Annotated in this window: 18 protein-coding genes and 1 other annotated feature; of the genes, 3 read left to right on the forward strand and 15 right to left on the reverse strand. The window is 61.7% G+C overall.

Annotation, left to right across the window (positions count from 1 at the left end; translation table 11 throughout):
• The first annotated feature begins 64 nt into the window (after positions 1 to 64).
• Positions 65 to 1,561, forward strand: a complete 1,497-nt coding sequence (locus tag NMB41_RS16990; RefSeq protein WP_494378984.1) for a leucyl aminopeptidase — start codon at positions 65 to 67, stop codon at positions 1,559 to 1,561.
• 358 nt (positions 1,562 to 1,919) lie between these two features.
• Here the strand turns inward: NMB41_RS16990 and NMB41_RS16995 are convergent, their stop codons facing one another.
• The 12 genes from NMB41_RS16995 to NMB41_RS17050 form a co-directional block, all read right to left on the reverse strand.
• The gene (locus NMB41_RS16995; RefSeq protein WP_494378985.1) at positions 1,920 to 2,528 is read right to left on the reverse strand and encodes a hypothetical protein; all 609 of its coding nucleotides are present in this window, start codon (positions 2,526 to 2,528) and stop codon (positions 1,920 to 1,922) included.
• Positions 2,525 to 2,869 carry a hypothetical protein gene (locus NMB41_RS17000; protein WP_494378986.1) on the reverse strand — a complete coding sequence of 115 codons (345 nt, stop codon included), beginning with the start codon at positions 2,867 to 2,869 and terminating at the stop codon, positions 2,525 to 2,527. Before NMB41_RS17000 ends, NMB41_RS16995 begins: the two co-directional genes overlap by 4 nt.
• A 185-nt stretch (positions 2,870 to 3,054) precedes the next feature.
• Positions 3,055 to 3,663 carry a hypothetical protein gene (locus NMB41_RS17005; protein ID WP_494378987.1) on the reverse strand — a complete coding sequence of 203 codons (609 nt, stop codon included), beginning with the start codon at positions 3,661 to 3,663 and terminating at the stop codon, positions 3,055 to 3,057.
• Positions 3,660 to 4,022 (reverse strand): hypothetical protein, encoded by a 363-nt coding sequence (locus NMB41_RS17010; RefSeq protein ID WP_494378988.1) that lies wholly within the window; start codon positions 4,020 to 4,022, stop codon positions 3,660 to 3,662. The genes NMB41_RS17005 and NMB41_RS17010 overlap by 4 nt, the downstream gene beginning before the upstream one ends.
• 13 nt (positions 4,023 to 4,035) lie before the next feature.
• A complete protein-coding gene (locus NMB41_RS17015; RefSeq protein ID WP_494378989.1) occupies positions 4,036 to 4,446 on the reverse strand; it encodes a hypothetical protein in 411 nt (136 codons plus the stop codon).
• Positions 4,433 to 4,795 (reverse strand): glycosyltransferase, encoded by a 363-nt coding sequence (locus NMB41_RS17020; protein ID WP_494378990.1) that lies wholly within the window; start codon positions 4,793 to 4,795, stop codon positions 4,433 to 4,435. Before NMB41_RS17020 ends, NMB41_RS17015 begins: the two co-directional genes overlap by 14 nt.
• 634 nt (positions 4,796 to 5,429) lie before the next feature.
• Positions 5,430 to 5,852, reverse strand: coding sequence for a hypothetical protein (locus NMB41_RS17025; RefSeq protein WP_494378991.1), 423 nt, complete (start codon positions 5,850 to 5,852; stop codon positions 5,430 to 5,432).
• A gap of 177 nt (positions 5,853 to 6,029) precedes the next feature.
• Positions 6,030 to 7,235 (reverse strand): glycosyltransferase family 4 protein, encoded by a 1,206-nt coding sequence (locus tag NMB41_RS17030; RefSeq protein ID WP_494378992.1) that lies wholly within the window; start codon positions 7,233 to 7,235, stop codon positions 6,030 to 6,032.
• A gap of 3 nt (positions 7,236 to 7,238) precedes the next feature.
• Positions 7,239 to 8,669 (reverse strand): HlyD family type I secretion periplasmic adaptor subunit, encoded by a 1,431-nt coding sequence (locus NMB41_RS17035; protein ID WP_494378993.1) that lies wholly within the window; start codon positions 8,667 to 8,669, stop codon positions 7,239 to 7,241.
• Positions 8,666 to 10,765, reverse strand: coding sequence for a peptidase domain-containing ABC transporter (locus NMB41_RS17040; protein WP_494378994.1), 2,100 nt, complete (start codon positions 10,763 to 10,765; stop codon positions 8,666 to 8,668). Before NMB41_RS17040 ends, NMB41_RS17035 begins: the two co-directional genes overlap by 4 nt.
• Before the next feature lie 669 nt (positions 10,766 to 11,434).
• Positions 11,435 to 11,623 carry a DUF1653 domain-containing protein gene (locus NMB41_RS17045; protein ID WP_494382860.1) on the reverse strand — a complete coding sequence of 63 codons (189 nt, stop codon included), beginning with the start codon at positions 11,621 to 11,623 and terminating at the stop codon, positions 11,435 to 11,437.
• A gap of 13 nt (positions 11,624 to 11,636) precedes the next feature.
• Positions 11,637 to 11,984 carry a phiTE_015 family protein gene (locus NMB41_RS17050; RefSeq protein WP_494378995.1) on the reverse strand — a complete coding sequence of 116 codons (348 nt, stop codon included), beginning with the start codon at positions 11,982 to 11,984 and terminating at the stop codon, positions 11,637 to 11,639.
• Positions 11,985 to 12,423: 439 nt separating this feature from the next.
• Between NMB41_RS17050 and xth the strand changes: the two genes are divergently transcribed.
• Positions 12,424 to 13,188 carry an exodeoxyribonuclease III gene (gene xth, locus NMB41_RS17055; RefSeq protein WP_494378996.1) on the forward strand — a complete coding sequence of 255 codons (765 nt, stop codon included), beginning with the start codon at positions 12,424 to 12,426 and terminating at the stop codon, positions 13,186 to 13,188.
• Positions 13,189 to 13,238: 50 nt separating this feature from the next.
• Here xth and NMB41_RS17060 read toward each other — a convergent pair whose 3' ends face one another.
• Together NMB41_RS17060 and NMB41_RS17065 are read right to left on the reverse strand one after the other, a co-directional pair.
• A complete protein-coding gene (locus NMB41_RS17060; RefSeq protein ID WP_494378997.1) occupies positions 13,239 to 16,151 on the reverse strand; it encodes a sensor domain-containing protein in 2,913 nt (970 codons plus the stop codon).
• Between the two features lie 120 nt (positions 16,152 to 16,271).
• Entirely contained in the window at positions 16,272 to 17,399 is a 1,128-nt protein-coding gene (locus NMB41_RS17065; RefSeq protein ID WP_494378998.1) for an ISL3 family transposase, read from the reverse strand.
• A gap of 73 nt (positions 17,400 to 17,472) precedes the next feature.
• Between NMB41_RS17065 and NMB41_RS17070 the strand changes: the two genes are divergently transcribed.
• Positions 17,473 to 18,695, forward strand: a protein-coding gene (locus tag NMB41_RS17070) for an IS3 family transposase (RefSeq protein ID WP_494378999.1) whose coding sequence is annotated in 2 segments (ribosomal slippage) — positions 17,473 to 17,761 and positions 17,761 to 18,695 — 1,224 coding nt in all. Because the reading frame shifts where the segments join, the coding sequence is not laid out codon by codon here.
• Positions 17,751 to 17,867: a sequence feature (AL1L pseudoknot), on the forward strand. It overlaps the preceding gene by 117 nt.
• Positions 18,696 to 18,954: 259 nt before the next feature.
• Here the strand turns inward: NMB41_RS17070 and prpF are convergent.
• A complete protein-coding gene (gene prpF / locus NMB41_RS17075) occupies positions 18,955 to 20,145 on the reverse strand; it encodes a 2-methylaconitate cis-trans isomerase PrpF (RefSeq protein WP_494379000.1) in 1,191 nt (396 codons plus the stop codon).
• Positions 20,146 to 20,214 lie beyond the last annotated feature (69 nt).

The raw sequence follows: 20,214 nt of genomic DNA on the forward strand, positions 1-20,214 counted from the left end.
TAGTTATAATTGCAGGTTGAGCAGTGGTCTAGCCAGATGCGCACAAAACGAAACGGAGAATCAAATGGACTTTAGCATAAAAGCATTCGACACCAAGAACACCCTGACCGCGGCCAAGACCGGCTGTGTGGCAGTGGCGGTGTTCGAAAACAAAAAACTGTCGCAGGCTGCGAAAGCCCTCGATCAAACCGGTGAAATCACTGCGGCACTGAAGTCGGGCGACATCACCGGCAAGGCCGGTTCGACCCTGCTGCTGCGCGGTGTGGCCGGTGTGGCCGCACAGCGCGTGCTGCTGGTCGGGATGGGCGCGGACGAGGCGGTAAGCGAAAAGAATTTCATGAGCGCGGTCGGCGCGACGTTCAAGGCATTCGCGTCGCTGGGCGCGGCAGACGCCATTATCGCATTTCCGATGACGGAAGTGAAAGAGCGCACGCCTGAGTGGGCCACGCGCGCGATCGTCGTCGCCGCCAACGAGAGCGAATTCCGCACCGACGCGCAAAAGAGCAAGAAGGATCCGGTCCAGGCCGGCGTGCGCAAGATCACCCTGGCCCTGCCGCTGGCCGACAACGCCGCCAAGGCCACGCTGGCGCAGGCCACCGCGATCGCCAACGGCATGAACCTGACCAAGGAACTGGGCAACCTGTCGCCGAACGTCTGCACCCCGACCTACCTGGCCACGGTGGCGCGCAAGCTGGCCGACGACCATGGTTTCGAGGTCGAAGTCCTCGAGCGCAAGCAGCTCGAAGCCCTGAAGATGGGTTCCTTCCTGGCCGTGGCCAAGGGCAGCGACGAAGCGCCGAAGTTCATCGTCCTGAAGCACATGGGCGGCAACAAGAAGGACGCACCGGTGGTCCTGGTCGGCAAGGGCATCACCTTCGACTCGGGCGGCATCTCGCTCAAGCCCGGTCCCGGCATGGACGAAATGAAGTACGACATGGGCGGCGCCGGCTCGGTGCTGGGCACCTTCCGTGCGATCGGCGAGATGAACCTCAAACTCAATGTGATCGGCATCGTCGCCACCTGCGAGAACATGCCCTCGGGCCGCGCCACCAAGCCGGGCGACATCGTCACGTCGATGAACGGCCTGACCATCGAGATCCTCAATACCGACGCCGAAGGCCGCCTGGTGCTGTGCGACGCCCTCACCTATGCCGAGCGCTTCAAGCCGGCCGCCGTGGTCGACATCGCCACGCTCACCGGCGCCTGCATCGTCTCGCTCGGCCACCACAACAGCGGCCTGTTCACGCGCCACGACGCGGCGCACGATGCGCTGGCCGAGGAACTGCTGGACGCGGGCAAGCAGACCGGCGACGGCGCCTGGCGCCTGCCGATCGGCGAGATCTACAACGAGCAGCTCAAATCGAACTTCGCCGACCTGGCCAACATCGGCACGCCCGGCGGCGCCTCGATCACTGCAGCCTGCTTCCTCGAGAACTTCACCCGCAACTACACCTGGGCCCACCTGGACATCGCGGGCACGGCGTGGAAGAGCGGCGCGGCCAAGGGCGCGACCGGACGTCCGGTGCCGCTGCTGACGACCTTCTTGATGAACAGGGTTTGATGCGCTTAGCTTGACATGGAAACGGGCCGCTCGATGCGGCCCGTTTTTTTTGGGGTGCTGGATTACCGAATGCGTCGACCATGCCTGCGAACGGCATGCCGCAGCTGAAAGATTCGGTCAGCTGCGCGCCTTCGACGAATTCGCCCTCAAACCACAGGGTCCAGATTCATTGATAAAACGGCTGCCGTTCGGATCGGTCAGCGGATTTTTCAAGACGACCGGGTCTCTCGCCCCTCCAGATCGGCATACGACGCTACGGTGGTTGCAACCAGTTTGCTGAGCTTAGCTATATCGGTGATGGCCATTCTCTTCTTTCAGGTTAGTAATTTTTGAATGAATACAAATGAGATGCGTTGTCTCATTCTGTCGATGCCTGGGGTCCGGCATAAAGGGCACGCGCGAACCGGTCGTAGATATCAGGCTTCAGCTTGCAGCTCTGTGAGGTGGGCGCATGCAGGATCACGTTTTCCGGCTTGGTCCACTCGTAATAAAAGTAGGTGAGGCTCGCCGCGGGTTTTCCGCTCGCCAGGTCGGTGATCAGTTCCTGGTTCCGCTGGAAGCGCTCGTCGTGCGGGAATACCTTGCGCACGTATTGGAACTGGTAGCGCACTGGCTGCGTCTCGTCGGCGGGCGACAGGATGAATTCGCCCGGCCGGTTCGGATCGCGCACCGCATCGAACCATTTGCCCTGCTTGTCCGGGACCCGAACGAAGGCGACATGTCCGAACGAAAAGGGCCGGCGGTACCGGTCGCTGCTCTGCCCAGAGATCGGCTCGTCGACGATCCAGCCGACATTCTTCTCCAGCCGTTCATAGACCCTGTAGCCGCCCTCTTCCTTGCACAGCGCCTCGAATTTCCTCTGACCGGTCGCGGAATCCCGGTTGTACAGAAGTACACCGAGTATCAGCAGGACTAGAAAGCCACCCGCCACATAAATGCGTCGATTGCTTCGGAAGGTGCCGATCATGCCGCTGCTTCCCGCCGCGCCGCAGGCAGCCCCGGCAAACGTCGGTAAGCCGCAATTCCAGCGCCGACCGTGTAACAGTGGCGCACCGACTGCCCGGCGCGCGCGCGGATATCGGCGCAGTCGTCCGGCGCCACCAAGATCTGTCCGACCTTGTAGCGATTGATCGCTGCGATGTCGTACTTGACGAAATCCGGCTCCGGAATAAATTCGTTAGCAAATGCCATGGTGTTCTCCAATTGAATCGATACTTCTGGCAGGTAAGCTGCGCAGCGGCGTGCCATTTTTTGGGTCATCGGCGCGCAATCAATATTCAGCATGCTGAGGTTGTTTCGCGCATCCATCGTTCAGTTCGGTCGTGCACGCCCAGCAGCGCGCGGTAACGCGTCACGCCCTGCTGGCCCCCGTCAGGTCGCCATACGACGCGACGGTGGTTGCAACCAGTTTGCTGAGCATAGCGATATCGGTGATGGCCATTCTCTTCTTTCAGGTTAGTAATTTTGAATGAATACAAATGAGATGCGTTGTCTCATTCTGTCGATGCCTGGGGTCCGGCATAAAGAGCACGCGCGAACCGGTCGTAGATATCAGGCTTCAGCTTGCAGCTCTGTGAGGTGGGCGCATGCAGGATCACGTTTTCCGGCTTGGTCCACTCGTAATAAAAGAAAGTGAAGCTCGCCGCGGGTTTTCCGCTCGCCAAGTCGGTGATCAGTTCCTGATTGCGCTGGAAGCGTTCGTCGTCCGGGAATTCATGACGCAGGTATTGGTACTGGTAGCGCACTGGCTGCGACTCATCGGCGGGCGCCAGGATGAATTTGCCCGGCCGGTCCGGATCGCGCACCGCATCGAACCATTTGCCCTGCTTGTCCGGGACCCGAACGAAGGCGACAGGCCCGAACGAAAAGGGCCTGTGGTACAGGTCGCTGATCTGCCCGGCGATCGGCTCGTCGACGATCCAGCCGACATTTTTCTCCAGGCGTTCATACACCCTGTAGCCGCCGTCTTCCTTGCACAGCGCCTCGAATTTCCGCTGACCGGTCGCGGAATCGCGGTTATACCAAAGTACACCGAGTATCAGCAGGATCAGGACGCCACCCACCCGATAGACGCGCCGATTGCTTCGGAAGGCGCCGATCATGCCGCCACTCCCCGCCGCGCCGTAGGCAACCCCGGCAAACGTCGGTAAGCCGCAATCCCGGCGCTGACCGTGTAGCAGTGGCGCACCGACTGTACGGCGCGCCCGCGGATCTCGGCGCAGTCGTCCGGCGCTGCCAAGATCTGTCCGACCTTGTGCGTGATCGCCTGTGCATGGTCATTCATCATCTCGCGAATGATGCCGCGTACAGAATCTCCACCCTGCGTCACGCTGCCGCGCGGATAGCCGGCGGCAGACTCAATCGAAAGCTGCTTGACGAGCTCCTTCAACTTGTCAGCGGTATCGTATTTGGCCGGGTTGTTCTTCAGCTCATCAAGAGCTTGTTGCGCTGTGTATGCCATTGTTGTCGTCCGCTCAGAAATTGAAGGTGGCGTTGCTGCTGATGCGTGGCGAGTTTACGCCTGCGCCCTTACGGGCAGTCAGCGCTTCCTTTAAATCGGAGAGAATCTCGCTGCGTTGCGTCTGCAAATGCGGCGGCAGCTTCAACTTGAGCAAAACATAGTGTGTCCATCCAGTGAGATCGGGCATCGTGTCACCCGTCTCGCGCAGTTCCAGTTCAATCAGGTCGCCCTTCCAGTAGAGCGAGTAGCCATGGTCTCCCGCAAATTCAAATCGACCGGAGAAAACGCGGCTCAGATAAATATCGCGCGCACGATCGATGGTCAATTCCGCATCGCTATCGCTCTTGTTGTAGCGAAAATTGATTGCTGCAATGCCGTATTTGACGAAGTCCGGCTCGGCAATAAATTCGTCAACAAATACCATGGTGTTCTCCAATCAAATCGATAATTCTGGTAGGTAAGCTGTGCAGCGGCGCGACATGTTTCTCTTTTTTTTGTAAATCCATCGTTCGGTTCAGCCGTGCAACCCAAGCAGCGCGGTAGCGCGACACGCCCTGCTGCATCGAAAAATGCGCGCGCACGGACGCGGCGGCGCCCAGGCGCACGGCCTGCGATGCGTCCGGATTCTCCAGCACGCGTGCTACGCGCTCGGCAATGGCATTCGCATCGAAAAAATCCACCAGCCAGCCGTTCTCGCCGTCGCGCATGACTTCCCGCACCGGCGCGGTGTCCGACGCCACCAGCGCGCAGCCGCAGGCCATCGCTTCAAGCATGGACCAGGACAGCACGAATTGAAAGTTGCTTGAGTACTGACGTCGGCCGAATACACACCAGCGCCGTTACGAGTGGTCAGTGCTTCTTTTAAGTCGGACAAAATCTCGTCGCGCTTTTCGTTCAGATGGCTAGGCAGCTGAAATTCAAGCAAAACGTATTCCCTACGTGCGGTGAGATCGGGGTACGTTTCGCCCTGTTCACGCAATTCAAGTTTAATTAGGTCGCCTTTCCAGTACAGCGTATAGGTGTGGTCACCGGAACACTCTTCCCGACCTGCAGCAACTTCGCGGAGATAGATATCGCGCTCACGGTCAATAGTCCAGTGCGACCGAAAATCGCTCTTGAGGTAATAGCGATTGATCGCGGCAATTCCGTATGTAACGAAATCTGACTCCGGTATAAATTCGTTAACAAATGCCATGGTGTTCTCCAGTCGATTTAATAGTTCAGGTGTGGCGCTACGCGGCGGCGTGCAATGTTGCTAGTCGCCAACGCATAATCAATATTCAAAATGCTTCTTCATATTCAGCAATGCTTCCTTGGCGGTGACATCTGCAGGAATGTTTTGCAAAAGTGCTATTGCGGTTTCGTAAGTAATCGTCATGTTCTTGTGTTGTACGAAAATAAAGGCGCTTATACGTCCAGGGTCAGCGAAAACGGAAAGCCGCTGGAATAGATGCCACCGTTCTTGTATGCGAGCAATGCCTCACGAAGCACTTCGATAATCTCGTCCCTATGTGCTTCCAGGCGGGCTGGCAGGTTGATGTAACGAAGCGCCTTGTGTCCTGTGCCAGGTCCATTCAAGCGTCCTGTCGCTGACAAGTTATCGATGCCGATCTCGATCAGCTCGCTGTCAAACCACAGGGTCCAGATACCTTGGTGAAACAGTTCGATTTCGCGCGGGCCATTGGCGACTTGGCGCAGATAAATGTCGCGTTCCCGATCGATCGTCCACTGCCCGGAGCTAGTGCCGCCGACGACGTAACGCTTGTCGATTTCCTTGATGCCATAAGCCGCACTCTCCTGTGGCGAGATGTATTCATTTACGAAGGCCATGCTGTTCTCTACAAATTCAACAATGTTGATTGAGCAAACCGTGTTCGTGCACCCTGTCAGATCGCGATACGCGTCACCGTCTTCACGCAGTTTCAGGTTAACTTGACGAAATCCGCTTTCGGGATCAATTCGGTAACAAATGCCATGGCGTTCTCCCAATCGAATGAATAGTTCAGTTCAAGTGCGTAAGCCAAGCAGAGCGCGATAGGCCTGCACGCCCTGCTGGATCGAAAAATGCTCACGCACGTCGCGGGCAGCGCGCAGGCGCAAGGCACGCGACGCGTCCGGATTCTCCAGCACGCCTGCCACGCGCCCGGCAATGGCATTCGCATCGAAAAAATCAACCAGCCAGCCGTTCTCGCCGTCGCGCATGACTTCCCGCACCGGCGCGGTGTCCGACGCCACCAGCGCGCAGCCGCAGGCCATCGCTTCAAGCATGGACCAGGACAGCACGAAGGGATAGGTCAGGTAGACGTGGGCGGCCGATACCTGCAGCAGGCTGCGGTAGGCCTCGTAGGGGATCTTGCCGAGGAAGTGAACGCGGTCCGAACGCAGGTTCAGCTCGCCCAGCATTTTTTCGCGCCAGTTCGCCGCTCCCCGTGGTTTGCTGCCATAGCTGACGTCGTCGCCGCCGACGATCACCACCTCGCAACCGGGATGGCGCGCCAGCAGCAGCGGCAGCGCGCGCATGAAACTGTGGAAGCCGCGGTAGGGTTCCAGGTTGCGCGCGACATAGGTCACGACCGGGTCGCCCGCACGCAGCACCTTCCCGGTCGGCAGGGTGAAGCTGGCCAGCGGATCGGCTTGCATGAATTCGGTATCGATGCCTTCATGCAGGACCGCGATCTTGTCCTGGTAGGCCTGCGGATGCAGGTGCTTCTGCCAGGCGGTCGGGGCCACCGCCGCGTCGCAATGTTCCAGACTCATCAGGAGCAGCGCATTGCGCGTGCGGATGCGCGCGGCGTCGTCGAGCGACATGGGGAATTCCGGATCGAAGCCGGCATCCGCGCCGCGCGCGTGGTAATAGAATTCGCAGAAATGCACGAGGCGCGCGCGCGGAAAGACGTCCTTCACGAAGAGCGTCTCGCCCCAGCCCGGGTGGCCGAGGACGACGTCCGGCACGAAGCCTTCGCCCGCCAGCTGCTGCAGCAGCCGCGCCACCGCCTGGCCGTACACGATGCCCGATTCGAACGGCCTGGCGTAACGGTGGGTGCTCGCGGCCGGCGCGCGCTCGATCGCATAGGTCAGCAGGCGCGCGCCGGGCAGTCCGGGGCAGCCCTGCTTGCCGATGACGACGAGCGAGACGTCCGGGTCGCTCGCCAGGTTGCGCGCGAGTGCGCGGAACTGGCCCGGGAAGTTCTGGTGGATGATGAGAATACGCACGGCTTATCGCTCCCTGGCCGCTTCCTGGGTTGCCTTGCGCACCGGCGAGAGCAGGTACTCGAGCACGGTACGCTTGCCCTGGCTGATCTCGGCCACGACCTGCATGCCGGGCGCGGTGACCAGCACATTGCCCTGGGCGTCGACCAGGGTTTGTCCGGCCAGCCGGATGCGCGCCTTGTAGGTACCGCCTTGCTGCGCGCCGGCCGCATCCTGCTGCCCGTTGGCGTTTTGCTGGTAGGGCAGCTCGCGCGCGTCGGCGCTCAGGCGGATTACCCTCCCGCTCAGCATGCCGTGGCGCTGGAACGGATACGCGGCCAGCTTGATCTGGACGTGCTGGCCAACGTGGACGAAGCCGACGTCCTCGTTCTTGATCGACACGTCGGCGTAGAGCTGCTCGCCCTTCGGCACGATCGTCAGCACCACCGTGCCCGGCTGGACCACGGCGCCGACCGTGGTCGTCGCCAGGTCCTTGACCGTGCCGCTTTGCGGCGCCTTCAGTTCCATCAGGCCTTCGCGATACGCCGTCTTGTCGAGCGCCGGCTGCAGCTGGGCGATGCGGGCGCGGACGTCGGCCAGCTCCTTTTGCAGCTCGGACTGGTAATTGCTATGGATCTGGCTCAGGCGCATTTGTTGGGCCGACATGGTCGAATCGAGCGCCGCCACCGTGGAGCGCTGGGCGTCCAGGTCCTTGGCCTTTTCGAGCGCCTCGCGCTGCCGCTCCGCCGTCGCCAGGCCGCCGTAGAAGCCTTCTTTTTCGAGGCGGCCGTAGGATTCGGCCACCTTGGCATAGACCGGCAAGGTCTGTTCAAGTTTGCTAAGAATTTGGGCGGCACTCCTGCGCTCATGCTCGGCCTTGGCCAGGATCGCCTGTTCCTGCGCCACGCTGTCGAGGAAGGCCTTGCGGTGCGCGCTGTACTGGCTCTGCACCTGGGCGGTCAGTTGCGGGTTGTCGCCGGCCTTGAACGGCATGGGCCGCCCGGCCAGTTCGGACTCGATGCGGCGCACCTGCAAGCGCTGGATGGCCAGATCGGAGGCGACACCGGCCCCTTCGGCTCGGGCTATCGTGGTGTCGAGCCGGGCCAGCACCTGGCCGGCCTGCACACTGTCGCCCTCTTGCACCAGCAACTGCTTGACCACGCCCGACTCGGCCGGCTGCACCACCTTCAGCAGGGTTTGCGGCACCAGTTTGCCTTCGGCGCTGGCGATGATGTCGATCTGGCCGACGCTGGCCCATACCAGCAGGACCAGCACCAGCAGCGCGACCACCCACAGCACGATGCGGCGCATGGTCTCCGGCGCTTCCTGCTCGACCAGCTTGAGCGGGTCATGCCAGCGGTTCGGGACGCGCAAGGGAATCACCTGGGCGGTGGACGGCGCCGTCGCGGACGCCGCCGCTGGAGCGGCTTCCTGCTGCGCCTGGTTTATCGGATTCATTGCGGCTCCTTTGTCATCGGCACGGAACGCACGGTCGGACGGCGCGTCGCATCACCCGCGGGTGGACTTGCCTGCGGCATCAGCTCGGCCCCGCTGGCGGTCAGGCGGAACACGGCGTCCACCTTCAGTCCTTTCGGCAAACCGTGCGTGATGAAGATGAGCGTCACCTTGCCCCGCAGGCTGTTAATGGTGTGGGCGAATTGTTCGGCGGTAGGACCATCGAGCGCACTGGTGGCTTCGTCGAAGACCAGGATGCTGGGACGCTTGAGCAGTGCGCGGGCAATCGCGATGCGTTGCTTCTGGCCGCCGGAGAGCCCTGCCCCGCGCTCGCCGATCTCGGTCTGGTAGCCTTGCGGCAGCGCTTCGATGACTTCGTGGATTTCGGCCATCCTGCAGGCAGCGGTAATCTGCTGGAAGCTCGCATCCGGGCTTGCCATCTGCAGGTTGTCGTAGATCGTGCCGGAAAACAGCGTCGTCTCTTGCGGCACCACGCCGAAATAGCTGCGCAGCTCATTGGCCGCGAGGTAGCGGATATCGACGCCGTCGATCAGGATACGTCCCGCGCTCGGTTGGTAGAAGCCTTGCAGGAGCTTGGCCAGCGTGCTTTTGCCGCAGCCGCTGGGACCCATGATGCCGATGGCTTGGCCGGGCTGGATCGTGAGCGACAGGTTCTCGTAAACCTGCGGCAAGTGCTCACCGTATTTGAAGGCGATTTGCTCGATCTGCACCAGGCCGCGTTTGACGGTATTGCGGGCCGGGACGACCGAATAGGGCTCGACCGGCGCGTTCATGAGGTCGCCCAAGCGCGCTACCGCCAGGCTCGCTTGCTGGAATTGCTGCCACAGGCCGACGAGACGCAGCACCGGTTGCGAGAGACGCCCGGAAAACATCTGGAAGGCCACCAGCATGCCGATGGTAAAAGTACTGTCGTTCATGACGGTATAGGCGCCAATGCCGAGAATAAGCAGGGTCATCAGCTGCTCAAGCAGGTTCGATGCGGTGTTATAGCTGTTCGAGAGCTGCTTGGTGACGAAGCCGGCACGCAAGTAGGCCGCCAGGTAACCGCTGTAGCGGCTGTTCAACTGCGGCTCGAGCTGGAGCGACTTGACCGTTTCGAGGCCGCCGACATACTCGGTCAGGAAGGCTTGGTTACGGGCGCCGAGGAGGAACTGCTCTTGCAGGCGCGACTGGAACATAGGCGCCACGATCAGGCTCAGGATGACGATCACGCCGATCACGGCCAGCACGATCAGGGTCAGCGTCACACTGAAATAGAACATGATGCCCACGAAAATCAGCAGAAAGGGGCAATCGAGCACCAGGGTCACAGCAGCACTGGCGACGAATTCACGGATGGTTTCGACACCATGCAGCCTGGCGGCGATGACACCGGTCGGGCGATGCTGGAAATACATCGGCGGGAGTTTGAACAGGCGCTCGAATACCGATGCGCCCAGGACGGCATCGACACGATTACCCGTGTGCAGCACGAGATACTGGCGCAGCCATGACAGCCCTGCTGAAAAGAGCATGAACACGGCCATGCCGGCGACCAGCACGACCAAGGTGCTCTGGCTTCGGTGCACGACGACCTTGTCGATGATTGCCTGAGTGAACAATGGCGTTACGAGGGCAATCAACTGGATCACAAAAGAGCCCAGCAGCACTTCCTGCCAAAGCTTCTTATGTTTCAACAGCTCGGGCACGAACCATGAGAAACCGAATTTACGCGCCTGCCGTGACTGCTCTTCGCTGTCCGGATCGACAGCGGGATCATGCTGGGGCGTTACCCGGCTGACTTGGCCGCGGTAACGCGCGCCGAACTCGTCGACAGGCACCGTCACCGGCGTATCGTCGCCGCATTCGATCATCAACACCTGTCGGGCATCAGCTTGCAGTACCAGTGCCGGCACGACCACGGGTCCATGCTCCGAGGCAGACGTCGGCGACGGCGCCAGCCAGGCAACGATCGGAAACGCCTGCTTATGAATTTTACCGACCGCGCACTTGCGCAGATTCGCTTCGAAACCGAACGCATCAGCAGCAGCAATGAACGATGCGACGGAATGCGGCGCTGCGAGCTGCTGGCGGGCCAAGTCTGACGAATACGGTTTGCGATGCATCCCGCATATGCTTTGGAGAGCCCAAAAAAAAGGCGGCTTCCTCGATCTTCCATTCTTTCATTACCTGAGCCTTGGACAATCACAGCGTCGCGCCCCAGGTATCGAGAAAGGCGCGCCATGCCGCTAGGTGTCTTAATTTTAAACAAGGCCGGATGTTACTGTGTGCCAACAACTAAGGCACGGAAAAAATATGCTAGCTGAGGGGACGTTTTTACCACAGTCTTCGGCAGCTGTGCAGGCTCGCTGTAATACCTGCCAAACCGATAAGACCTTTACCAATCGCAGCGGAGGCAATCATCACAGACTGTAACGTTCAATCCCGCGGTGCAGGTGCTGCGTGCATTCACATGTGAGTTTTCGTAATAATCAAGAAATTTCCGACGAATCAGACATTCCTGTTGTCAAGAAATATTTTTTACGTAGGGAAGCTGCTTGGCCACATAATCACCTGAATCACTGGCTGGCAGCGTTGGGCGTGGAATCGGCCGATGGAATGAAAACGGGCCGCTGAAGCGGCCCGCCTTGAATCGAGATTTGCAGCGGGCAGGCTGATGGCCCGACCGCCGATGAGATACGACACTAGCCCGCAGCTGAAATATTATTTCACCGACCGCGCTTCCATGAAATATTATTTCATGCGGCTTAAGACACCGGCGCGAAGCGCGGCACCATCAGTCCCTCGACCTCGATGAGTTCGAAGAACACCGCCTTCGGGCGCGCCCATACCGACCCGTCATGGGCCCGGTAGATGATCATCGGCGTGAGATCGGCCTCGAGCGTGGCCTCGCAGACCAGCTCGTAGAGACCGCCCTTGTAATGCCGGTACTGAATCAAGCCTGCACCTTCACGCCTGCTCGGCCGTAGCCTTCTGCTTCTTCTTCAGGCTCTGGATGACCTTCAGCACCCCTTCGATGCCGGTGTCTTCGTCCAGGTCGCTGAAAGCGTCGAGCACTTCATTGAGTACGCGGTTGCGTACTGCGGCCTCGTCCGGCTGCACCGCCTTGGCGGCAGCTTCGGCACCGGCAAACTTCGACGGCGCGGCGTCGGCGGCCTTGGCGCCGTGCGCCAATGCTGCCTGCCAAATCACCCAGCGGCGCTGGGTTTCGTAGACGAGGTATTCCTCGGGCTTGTCCTCACGGCGACGAACGATGTGGCCATCGCGCTGGGCCCATGCTTCAAATGCACTGCGCATCTCTGTCCTTTTCTTATGGGTACCAATACTCGCTATAGAAACAGCAATATTTCGCCATAGTACCATTTCATTACTAAAAGCCTTGCACGAGTGAATCTCAATCGTGCGCATGACGGCGGAGGCCGCCAGTCAGGATAGTACAGTGCGCGTTATGTAAAAACAACTGAATATTACCTATAAGTAATAATAGGGGATTGTGAGATCTTCTCCCCCAGCTGTTACATATTGCTAGAGCTTAATATCATCCATGTGAAAGGACAATATATTTTAAACCACAAACTTGTCGCCGGAGCACTGCGCTTGTAATTTGAGCACGCAAACTACAACGCGTCCACACAGGCTTGCGTTGCGAGAAAAGTTGCAGGAATTTCTCCTGCCGTCGATACTGCGCGCAGTCGCGGCGGGTGGTCCGCCGCGTGACATTTACCACGCGCCGACAATGAAAATAGCAACCTGGAACGTCAATTCGCTGAAGGTACGCCTTCCCCACCTGCTGCGCTGGCTGGAAACCAACCCGATTGACGTGCTCTGCATTCAAGAGACCAAACTCACCGACGATAAGTTCCCGGTTTCGGAAATTAATGCGGCGGGTTATCAAGTCGCCTATACCGGCCAGAAAACCTATAACGGCGTCGCCATCCTGTCGCGCCTGCCGATCGAGGATGTCGTCAAGAACAACCCGCTGTTCGAGGACGCCCAGCAGCGCATCATCGCCGCCACCATCGGCGGCGTGCGTTTCGTCTGCGCCTATATCCCGAATGGCCAGGCGGTCGATTCGGACAAGTATGTGTATAAAATGGCATGGCTGAAAGCCCTGCACGAATGGCTGGGCGCCGAATTGCGAGCGCATCCGCAGCTGGCTCTGCTTGGCGACTACAACATCGCGCCGGAAGACCGCGACGTGCACGACCCGGTCGAATGGGAAGGCAAGATCCACTGCTCGGCGCCCGAACGCGCCGCCATGGTCGCGCTGGTCGACCTGGGCCTGGCCGACTCCTTCCGCATGTTCGAGCAGCCGGAAAAACAGTACAGCTGGTGGGATTACCGCATGCTGGGATTCCGCCGCAACCGCGGCCTGCGCATCGATCACATCCTGCTCTCGCCTGAGCTGGCCAAGCGCTGCACGGCCTGTCACATCGACCGCGAGCCGAGGAAGTGGGAGCAGCCGTCGGATCACACGCCGGTCATCGCCACAATCGAGTGAACGTGCGTTGAACGCGTGGGCGGCAGAGCCGCCCACCCTACGTCCCGGATTCAGACAGCCGGGGCAAGCACCCTGCGCTGGTCCTCGACCAGCAAGGCTTGCGCCGCGTTCGCATCGAGCGCGCGCGCGAACAGCCAGCCCTGCACATACTGGCAGCCGTAGTCGCGCAGGAGCGCGAGCTGTTCCTCGGTCTCGACGCCTTCGGCGACCACCTGCAGCTGCAGGCTGCCCGCCAGCGCCATGACGGCGGCGACGATCGCGCGGTCTTCGCTGCTTGCCTCGAGCTCGCGGATGAAGGCGCGGTCGATCTTGATCTTCCTGACCGGGAAGCGTTTTAGATAGGCCAGGCTCGAGTAGCCGGTGCCGAAGTCGTCGATCGACAGGCGCATGCCCATGCGGTTGATCTGGTCGAGGATTTCGAGGGTCTGCTCGCCGTGCTGCATTAGCGCCGTTTCCGTGATCTCGAATTCGACCAGGGCCGGATCGATGCCCGTCTCGTCGACGATGCGCTTGATCGAGGCCACCAGGGCGCGGTGCATGAACTGGCGCGCCGACAGGTTGATCGCCAGCGGCACCGGCGCCAGACCCGCGCGCTGCCAGGCCATGCTCTGCTCGCAGGCGCGCCGGATCACCCATTCGCCGACTGGCACGATCATCCCGTTTTCTTCGAGCGTCGGGATGAAGTCGTCGGGCAGCACCAGGCCATCGTTCTGCGCATGGCCCGGACGGCGCCAGCGCAGCAGCACCTCCAGGGCATGCACGCGGCGATTGGCCATGTCCATGATCGGCTGGTAGAAGGGTTCGAATTCGCCGTTGGCCAGCGCCTGGCGCAAATTCGTCTCGAGCGCGAAGTGCCGCTCGGCCGCGCCGTTCATGCGCTCGGTGAAAAACTGGTAGTTATTGCGCCCGGCCGCCTTGGCCTGGTACATCGCCGCGTCGGCGTGGCGCATCAGGAGGTCGACATCGAGGCCGTCGTCCGGATAAATGCAGATTCCGATCGAGGGCGAAATATGCAGGCTGTGGCCTTCGAAGCGCACCGGCATGCCCAGCACGTCGATGACCTTGTCGCCGATCACACTGCATTCGTCCTGGGTGCCCACGCCCGGCATCAGCACCACGAATTCGTCGCCGCCCAGGCGCGCCACCGTATCGCTGGCGCGCACGGCATGGCACAGGCGGCTCGCGACTTCCTTCAACAAGAAGTCGCCGGTCGCGTGGCCGAGCGAATCGTTGATCGTCTTGAAGCGGTCGAGGTCGAGGAACATCACCGCCAGGCGCGTGCCGGCACGTTGCGCGGCGAGGATGGCGCGTTCCAGCCGGTCCGACAGCAGCGCGCGGTTCGGCAAGCCGGTCAGGCTGTCGTGGTAGGCCATGTGATGCACGCGCGCCTCGGCCTGGCGCCGTTCGACGATCTCGTCCTGCAGCAGCGCGTTGGCGCCGGCCAGTTCCGCCGTGCGCGCCGCCACGCGCAGTTCCAGTTCGTCGCGCGCGCGGTGCACGGCATCGGTGGCCTCGTGCTGGGCGGTGACGTCGTCGACCAGCCACAGGCTGCGTCCGCCCGGGTCGTTCTGGTCGAAGGGTCGGCCCGACAGGCGGCCCCAGAAGGTGACGCCGTCGCCGCGCACCAGCAGGCGCTCGCTGACGCTCACGCGGCCCGCCGCGAAGTCGCGCGCCGTGTCCAGCCGCGCCGCCTGCCAGCCTTCGGCATCGGGATACAGCGAGCGGATCGACATGCCGTTGATCGAGCCCGTCCCGCACCCGAACAGCTCTTCCATCTTGCGGTTGCCGTGCAGCGTGTGGCCGTTCTCGACGACGGCGATGCCCAGCACCGCGGTGTCGAAGATGGCCTGGTTTTCCTGCAGCGCCTCGCGCAGCGCCTGCTCGTCGCGGCGCTGGCGCGTGCGGTCCTTCACGATCCAGACATAGCCCTGCGACACGTCGTCGGGATCGACCGGATAGCCGATGATCTTGCCCCAGACCGGGCTGCCGTCCTTGCGCGCCAGTTCGGCCTCGGTTTCATAGGTCTGACCGGCGGCGAACAGCGGATAGGCGGCAGCGGCCATGCGCGTGAAGTCGTCGACGCTCGGGTGCAGGCTTTGCACGGGCAGGCCGATCGCTTCGTCCGCGGCATGGCCGAACATGTCGACGAAGCCGGCGTTGATGCGCCGCACCCGCTGGTCATGCGTGAACATGATCGCCAGCGAGGCATTGTTCATCAGGGCCAGCAGTTCGCGCCGCGCCTGGCGCGTTTCGCTCACGTCCTCGATGATCCAGATGGTGCCCGCTTCGCGCCGCCCCGGCACCACGGCGCTGGCGCGCACCCGGGCCCAGAACAGCGAGCCGTCGCGGCGCCGGAACTGGCATTCGCTTTTCTCGAACATCAGGCCCTGGGCCAGCGCGGCGAAGGCCTCGTCGCGGAACTCGTGATAGACCTCCTGCGAGGCGAACATCTCGCCGGCGTCGCGGTCGGCCAGTTCCTCGACGCTGTAGCCGATCATCTGCGCCAGGCGCGGATTGCATTCCTTGAGCAGGCCCGGCTTGGTAAACACGATGCCGACCGGCGCATGGTCGAGGATGGCTTTCTGCTCGCGCATGGTGGTGCGCAGCGCGCCATGGCTGCGCTCCCAGGCGCTGACGTCGGTGAAGACAAAGGTGGCGCCGGGCGCGCCGCGGCCCGCCGGCAAGGGCTTGGCGCGCACCACGACGGCGACTTCCTCGCCATCGACGCTCAAGGACGTGCGCCAGCACCGTTCGCTGCTCGTGGCGGCAGCCAGTTCGGCGCCTGCCAGCTGGGCCGCCTCGCCGCAAAACAGGTCGAGCAGGGATTTCCCCTCGGGCGAACAGCCGGCCAGCAGCGCCATCTCGGCATTGGCCGCGACGACAACGCCCAGCGCATCGCAGGCGCAGGCGGGCGCCGCGATCAAGTGTAGCGCGTCGGCCACGACGCCAAGTGTATTCGACATTCTGTCCATGACCAGGTGTTCCCTGTAGGCGCGCTCTCTCAGGCGGAACGCTCCATTGTTGCAGAATGATAACTTAGTAAGTACGTAATCTCTACAAAGTAGTGACAAAAAAAAGGTTCATCACGGATTTCCGGGAAACGCGGCTTTGATCTTGAGGAAGAAGAAGTCGCTATCCCGGTAGCCGTAGGCCATCCGTTTCATTACTTTGATACGGTTGTTGATGCCTTCGAGCTGGCCGGTATGCATCGGCCAGCGCAGCCGTGCTGCGATGCCTCGCCAGTAAGGCTTGAGCTTTGCTGCAAACTTTCTGAGCGGTTCGATTCCGCTGTCGCGCGCCATCTTGAGCCAGTTGCGCCAGGCGAGAAGCCACCGCCAGCCGCCCGATGTCTGCCAGAGTTCCTTGAGTGCTGTCTTCATCACGTACACCGTCATTAAGGCCTGGTTGGCGGCAAGCAGCTCGTCCAGATTAGCCTGCTGGGCTGGCGGGACGTTTTCCCGGTTGCGCAGCAAAAGCCAACGAGAGCGCTTGACGACTTTGCGCTGAGGGCGGTCGTCGCGCAGGCGGTTTGCCTCGTCGACCCGTACCCGGTCGATCACCTCACGGCCGTACTTGGCAATGACGTGAAACAGATCGTAGACCACGCGCGCCTTCGGGCATTGCTGCTGTACTTCCAGGTCAAAAGCGGTATTCATGTCCATTGCGACGGCTTCGATGTTGGCGCAGCGGTCGGGGCCGAGCCATTCGAAGAACGGACGGATGGCCTCGCGGCTGCGGCCCTCGCCGACCCACAGTACCCGCCGGCTGTCCGCATCGAGCACGACAGTGGCGTAACGATGCCCCTTGAACAGCGCGAATTCATCCATGACAAGCCGCGTTGGCTGCGCTGCGGGCAAAGCAGCCAGTTCACGTTCGAGCTTGGCACGCTCGATAGTGCGCACCGTCTCCCAGTGCAGCTGCGCCAGTTTGCACACGTGGGCAACTGGAAGCTTCTCGCACCACAAGCCGACAAACTCGGCCAGGGAGCGGGTCACCCGGGCATGGCGATCGAGCCACGCCACGCGCTCGACCCTGGTGCCGCATGTGCTGCATTTCAGACGACGCAGTGGCACCCGCAGCCGTACCGGCTTACCCTGCATCGGCAGCTCTCGGATGATGCGCGTCGCGCCATCGTGCACCTGGTAGCAATGCACGCCGCACCCGCCACAGACCATCGCTGCGCTCGCATCCCGCCGCAGCGTAATCCACACGACATCGTCCTTCACATCCAATTTGAATCGCCCCGGGTTTTGTAGAGGCTCCATTGTTTGAGAGAATGGAGCTATGAAAAAGCAACCCAAGTATTCCCCCGAAGTCATCGAGCGCGCCGTGCGCATGGTCAGCGAAGCCGGCAGCCAGTACCACTCGCAGTGGGCCGCAATCACGTCGATCGCTGCCAAGATCGGCTGCACACCGGAGACGCTGCGCCGCTGGGTGCGCCAGCAGGAGCGTGATACCGGCCAGCGCCCAGGACCAACCACTGCCGAAGAGGAGCGCGTCAAGGCGCTCGAGCGAGAAGTGCGCGAGCTGCGCAAGGCAAACGAGATCCTTCGCTTGGCGAGTGCGTTTTTCGCCCAGGCGGAGCTCGGCCGCCACTTCAAGCCGTGAGGGCTTTCATCGACCGGTACCGCCATGCCTACGGTGTCGAGCCGATCTGCAAGGTGATGCAGGTCGCGCCGTCGGGCTATTGGCGTCACGCTGCGCAGCAACGCAACCCGGCACTGCGCTGTGCCCGCGCCCAACGCGACGACGTGCTGAGCGGCGACATCGAGCGGGTGTGGCAGGCGAACCTGCAGGTCTACGGAGCTGACAAGGTTTGGCGCCAGCTCAGGCGTGAGGGAACGGAGGTGGCCCGCTGCACCGTGGAGCGCCTGATGCGCAAGGCCGGGCTGCGCGGCGTCATGCGCGGCAAGGTGGTACGCACGACGGTTGCCGATGCAAAGGCCCCATGCCCGCTCGACCGCGTTAATCGACAGTTCAAGGCCCAGCGACCAAACCAACTGTGGGTCAGCGATTTCACCTACGTCTCGACCTGGCAGGGTTTCGTCTACGTCGCGTTCGTCATCGACGTCTTTGCTCGAAGAATCGTTGGCTGGCGCGTCAGCAGCTCGATGCGGACTGACTTCGTGCTCGATGCACTGGAGCAGGCGCTGTACGCTCGTCAGCCCGAACGGAACGAGCTGGTCCATCATAGCGACAGGGGCTCGCAATACGTATCGATAAAGTACAGCGAGCGACTGTCAGAAGCCGGCATTGAGCCGTCTGTTGGCAGCAAGGGCGACAGTTACGACAATGCACTGGCCGAGACCATCAATGGGCTTTACAAGGCTGAACTGATCCACCGCCGCGCTCCCTGGAAAACGCGTGAGGCCGTCGAACTGGCCACGCTGGAATGGGTGTCCTGGTTCAATCATCATCGACTGCTGGAACCGCTCGGCTATATACCGCCAGCGGAAGCTGAGGCAAACTATTACAAGCAACTGAGCAGTCAAGCCGTCGCGGCCTGACTCACACCAACCGGCCTCCACGAAACCCGGGGCGATTCAATTTGGTAGCGGTAAAGCCTTCCCAGAACGGGAGGCTGAGACTATGATCTGGCATGAGAGCGGTAGGTTGAGTTGGTTGGGTTTGGTCGCACAAACACAATAACTCTTCCTTACCGCTCTCTTGCGTTTACAACACGGTCATCCCGGAAATCCGTGATGAACCAAAAAAAAGCCCGGCGACTGCACAGGGCAGCGGCCGGGCCGGTGGCGGCGCGGGAGTTTAGAAGGCGTCGCCCGGCACCCGCACCCAGCCTTCCATCAGCACGCGCGCGCTGCGGCTCATCACCGCCTTGGTGACGCTCCATTCGCCTTCGACCTGCACTGCTTCGGCGCCCACGCGCAGGGTGCCCGAGGGGTGGCCAAAGCGCACCGCATCCGGTTTGCCGCCGCCGGCCGCAAGGTTGACCAGCGTGCCCGGCACGGCGGCCGCGGTGCCGATCGCCACGGCGGCGGTGCCCATCATCGCGTGGTGAAGCTTACCCATCGAGAGCGCGCGCACCACCAGGTCGATGTCGGTGCTGGCGACCTGCTTGCCGCTCGAGGAAACGTAGTCGAGCGGACGCGCCACGAAAGCGACCTTCGGCGTGTGCTGGCGCCCCGCCGCCTCGCCCGTGTCCTTGATCAGGCCCATGCGCACGGCGCCGTGCGCGCGGATGGTTTCGAACATGGCCAGCGCGCGCACGTCGCCATTGATCGCGTCCTGCAGTTCGGCGCCGGTATAGCCGACGTCTTCGGCATTGACAAAAATGGTCGGGATGCCGGCGTTGATCATGGTCGCCTTCAGGGTGCCGAGACCGGGCACCTCGAGCTCGTCGATCAGGTTCCCGGTCGGGAACATGGAGCCGCCCGCGCCCTCCTCGTCGGCCGCCGGATCCATGAATTCGAGCTGCACTTCGGCCGCCGGGAAGGTCACGCCATCGAGTTCGAAGTCGCCCGTTTCCTGGACGGCGCCGTTCGTCACCGGGACGTGGGCGATGATGGTCTTGCCGATGTTGGCCTGCCAGATGCGCACGGTCGCCATGCCGTCCTGGGGAATGCGTTCGCGCGCGACCAGGCCTGCGCTGATCGCAAACGAACCGACCGCCGCGGACAGGTTGCCGCAGTTGCCGCTCCAGTCCACGAAAGGCTTGTCGATCGAGACCTGGCCGAACAGGTAGTCGACGTCGTGGTCAGGGCGCGTGCTTTTCGAGAGGATGACCGTCTTGCTGGTGCTCGAGGTGGCGCCGCCCATGCCGTCGATCTGCTTGGCGTAGGGGTCGGGGCTGCCGATGACGCGCAGGAGGAGCTTGTCGCGTGCCGTTCCCGGAACGCGCGCGGCTTCAGGCAGGTCGTCGAGGCGGAAGAAGACGCCCTTGCTGGTGCCGCCACGCATGTAGGTGGCGGGGATGTTGATTTGGGGGGTGTGTGGCATATTGTTGGTTCCAATTCCAGGGATGTAGGGTGGGCGGGTCTCCCGCCCACCCTACGGGTTCCCAGCGAC

The sequence above is a fragment of the Massilia sp. FBCC-B171 genome (assembly GCF_059134155.1).

Excerpts from the sequence above, each read along its gene's own strand:
- prpF (WP_494379000.1), bottom strand. The coding sequence starts at position 20,145 with ATGCCACACACCCCCCAAATCAACATCCCCGCCACCTACATGCGTGGC.
- NMB41_RS17035 (WP_494378993.1), bottom strand. The coding sequence starts at position 8,669 with ATGAATCCGATAAACCAGGCGCAGCAGGAAGCCGCTCCAGCGGCGGCG.
- NMB41_RS17010 (WP_494378988.1), bottom strand. The coding sequence starts at position 4,022 with ATGGCATACACAGCGCAACAAGCTCTTGATGAGCTGAAGAACAACCCG.
- NMB41_RS17005 (WP_494378987.1), bottom strand. The coding sequence starts at position 3,663 with ATGATCGGCGCCTTCCGAAGCAATCGGCGCGTCTATCGGGTGGGTGGC.
- NMB41_RS17025 (WP_494378991.1), bottom strand. The coding sequence starts at position 5,852 with ATGGCCTTCGTAAATGAATACATCTCGCCACAGGAGAGTGCGGCTTAT.
- NMB41_RS16990 (WP_494378984.1), top strand. The coding sequence starts at position 65 with ATGGACTTTAGCATAAAAGCATTCGACACCAAGAACACCCTGACCGCG.
- NMB41_RS17020 (WP_494378990.1), bottom strand. The coding sequence starts at position 4,795 with ATGCTTGAAGCGATGGCCTGCGGCTGCGCGCTGGTGGCGTCGGACACC.
- NMB41_RS17015 (WP_494378989.1), bottom strand. The coding sequence starts at position 4,446 with ATGGTATTTGTTGACGAATTTATTGCCGAGCCGGACTTCGTCAAATAC.
- xth (WP_494378996.1), top strand. The coding sequence starts at position 12,424 with ATGAAAATAGCAACCTGGAACGTCAATTCGCTGAAGGTACGCCTTCCC.
- NMB41_RS17000 (WP_494378986.1), bottom strand. The coding sequence starts at position 2,869 with ATGGATGCGCGAAACAACCTCAGCATGCTGAATATTGATTGCGCGCCG.
- NMB41_RS17050 (WP_494378995.1), bottom strand. The coding sequence starts at position 11,984 with ATGCGCAGTGCATTTGAAGCATGGGCCCAGCGCGATGGCCACATCGTT.
- NMB41_RS17060 (WP_494378997.1), bottom strand. The coding sequence starts at position 16,151 with ATGTCGAATACACTTGGCGTCGTGGCCGACGCGCTACACTTGATCGCG.
- NMB41_RS16995 (WP_494378985.1), bottom strand. The coding sequence starts at position 2,528 with ATGATCGGCACCTTCCGAAGCAATCGACGCATTTATGTGGCGGGTGGC.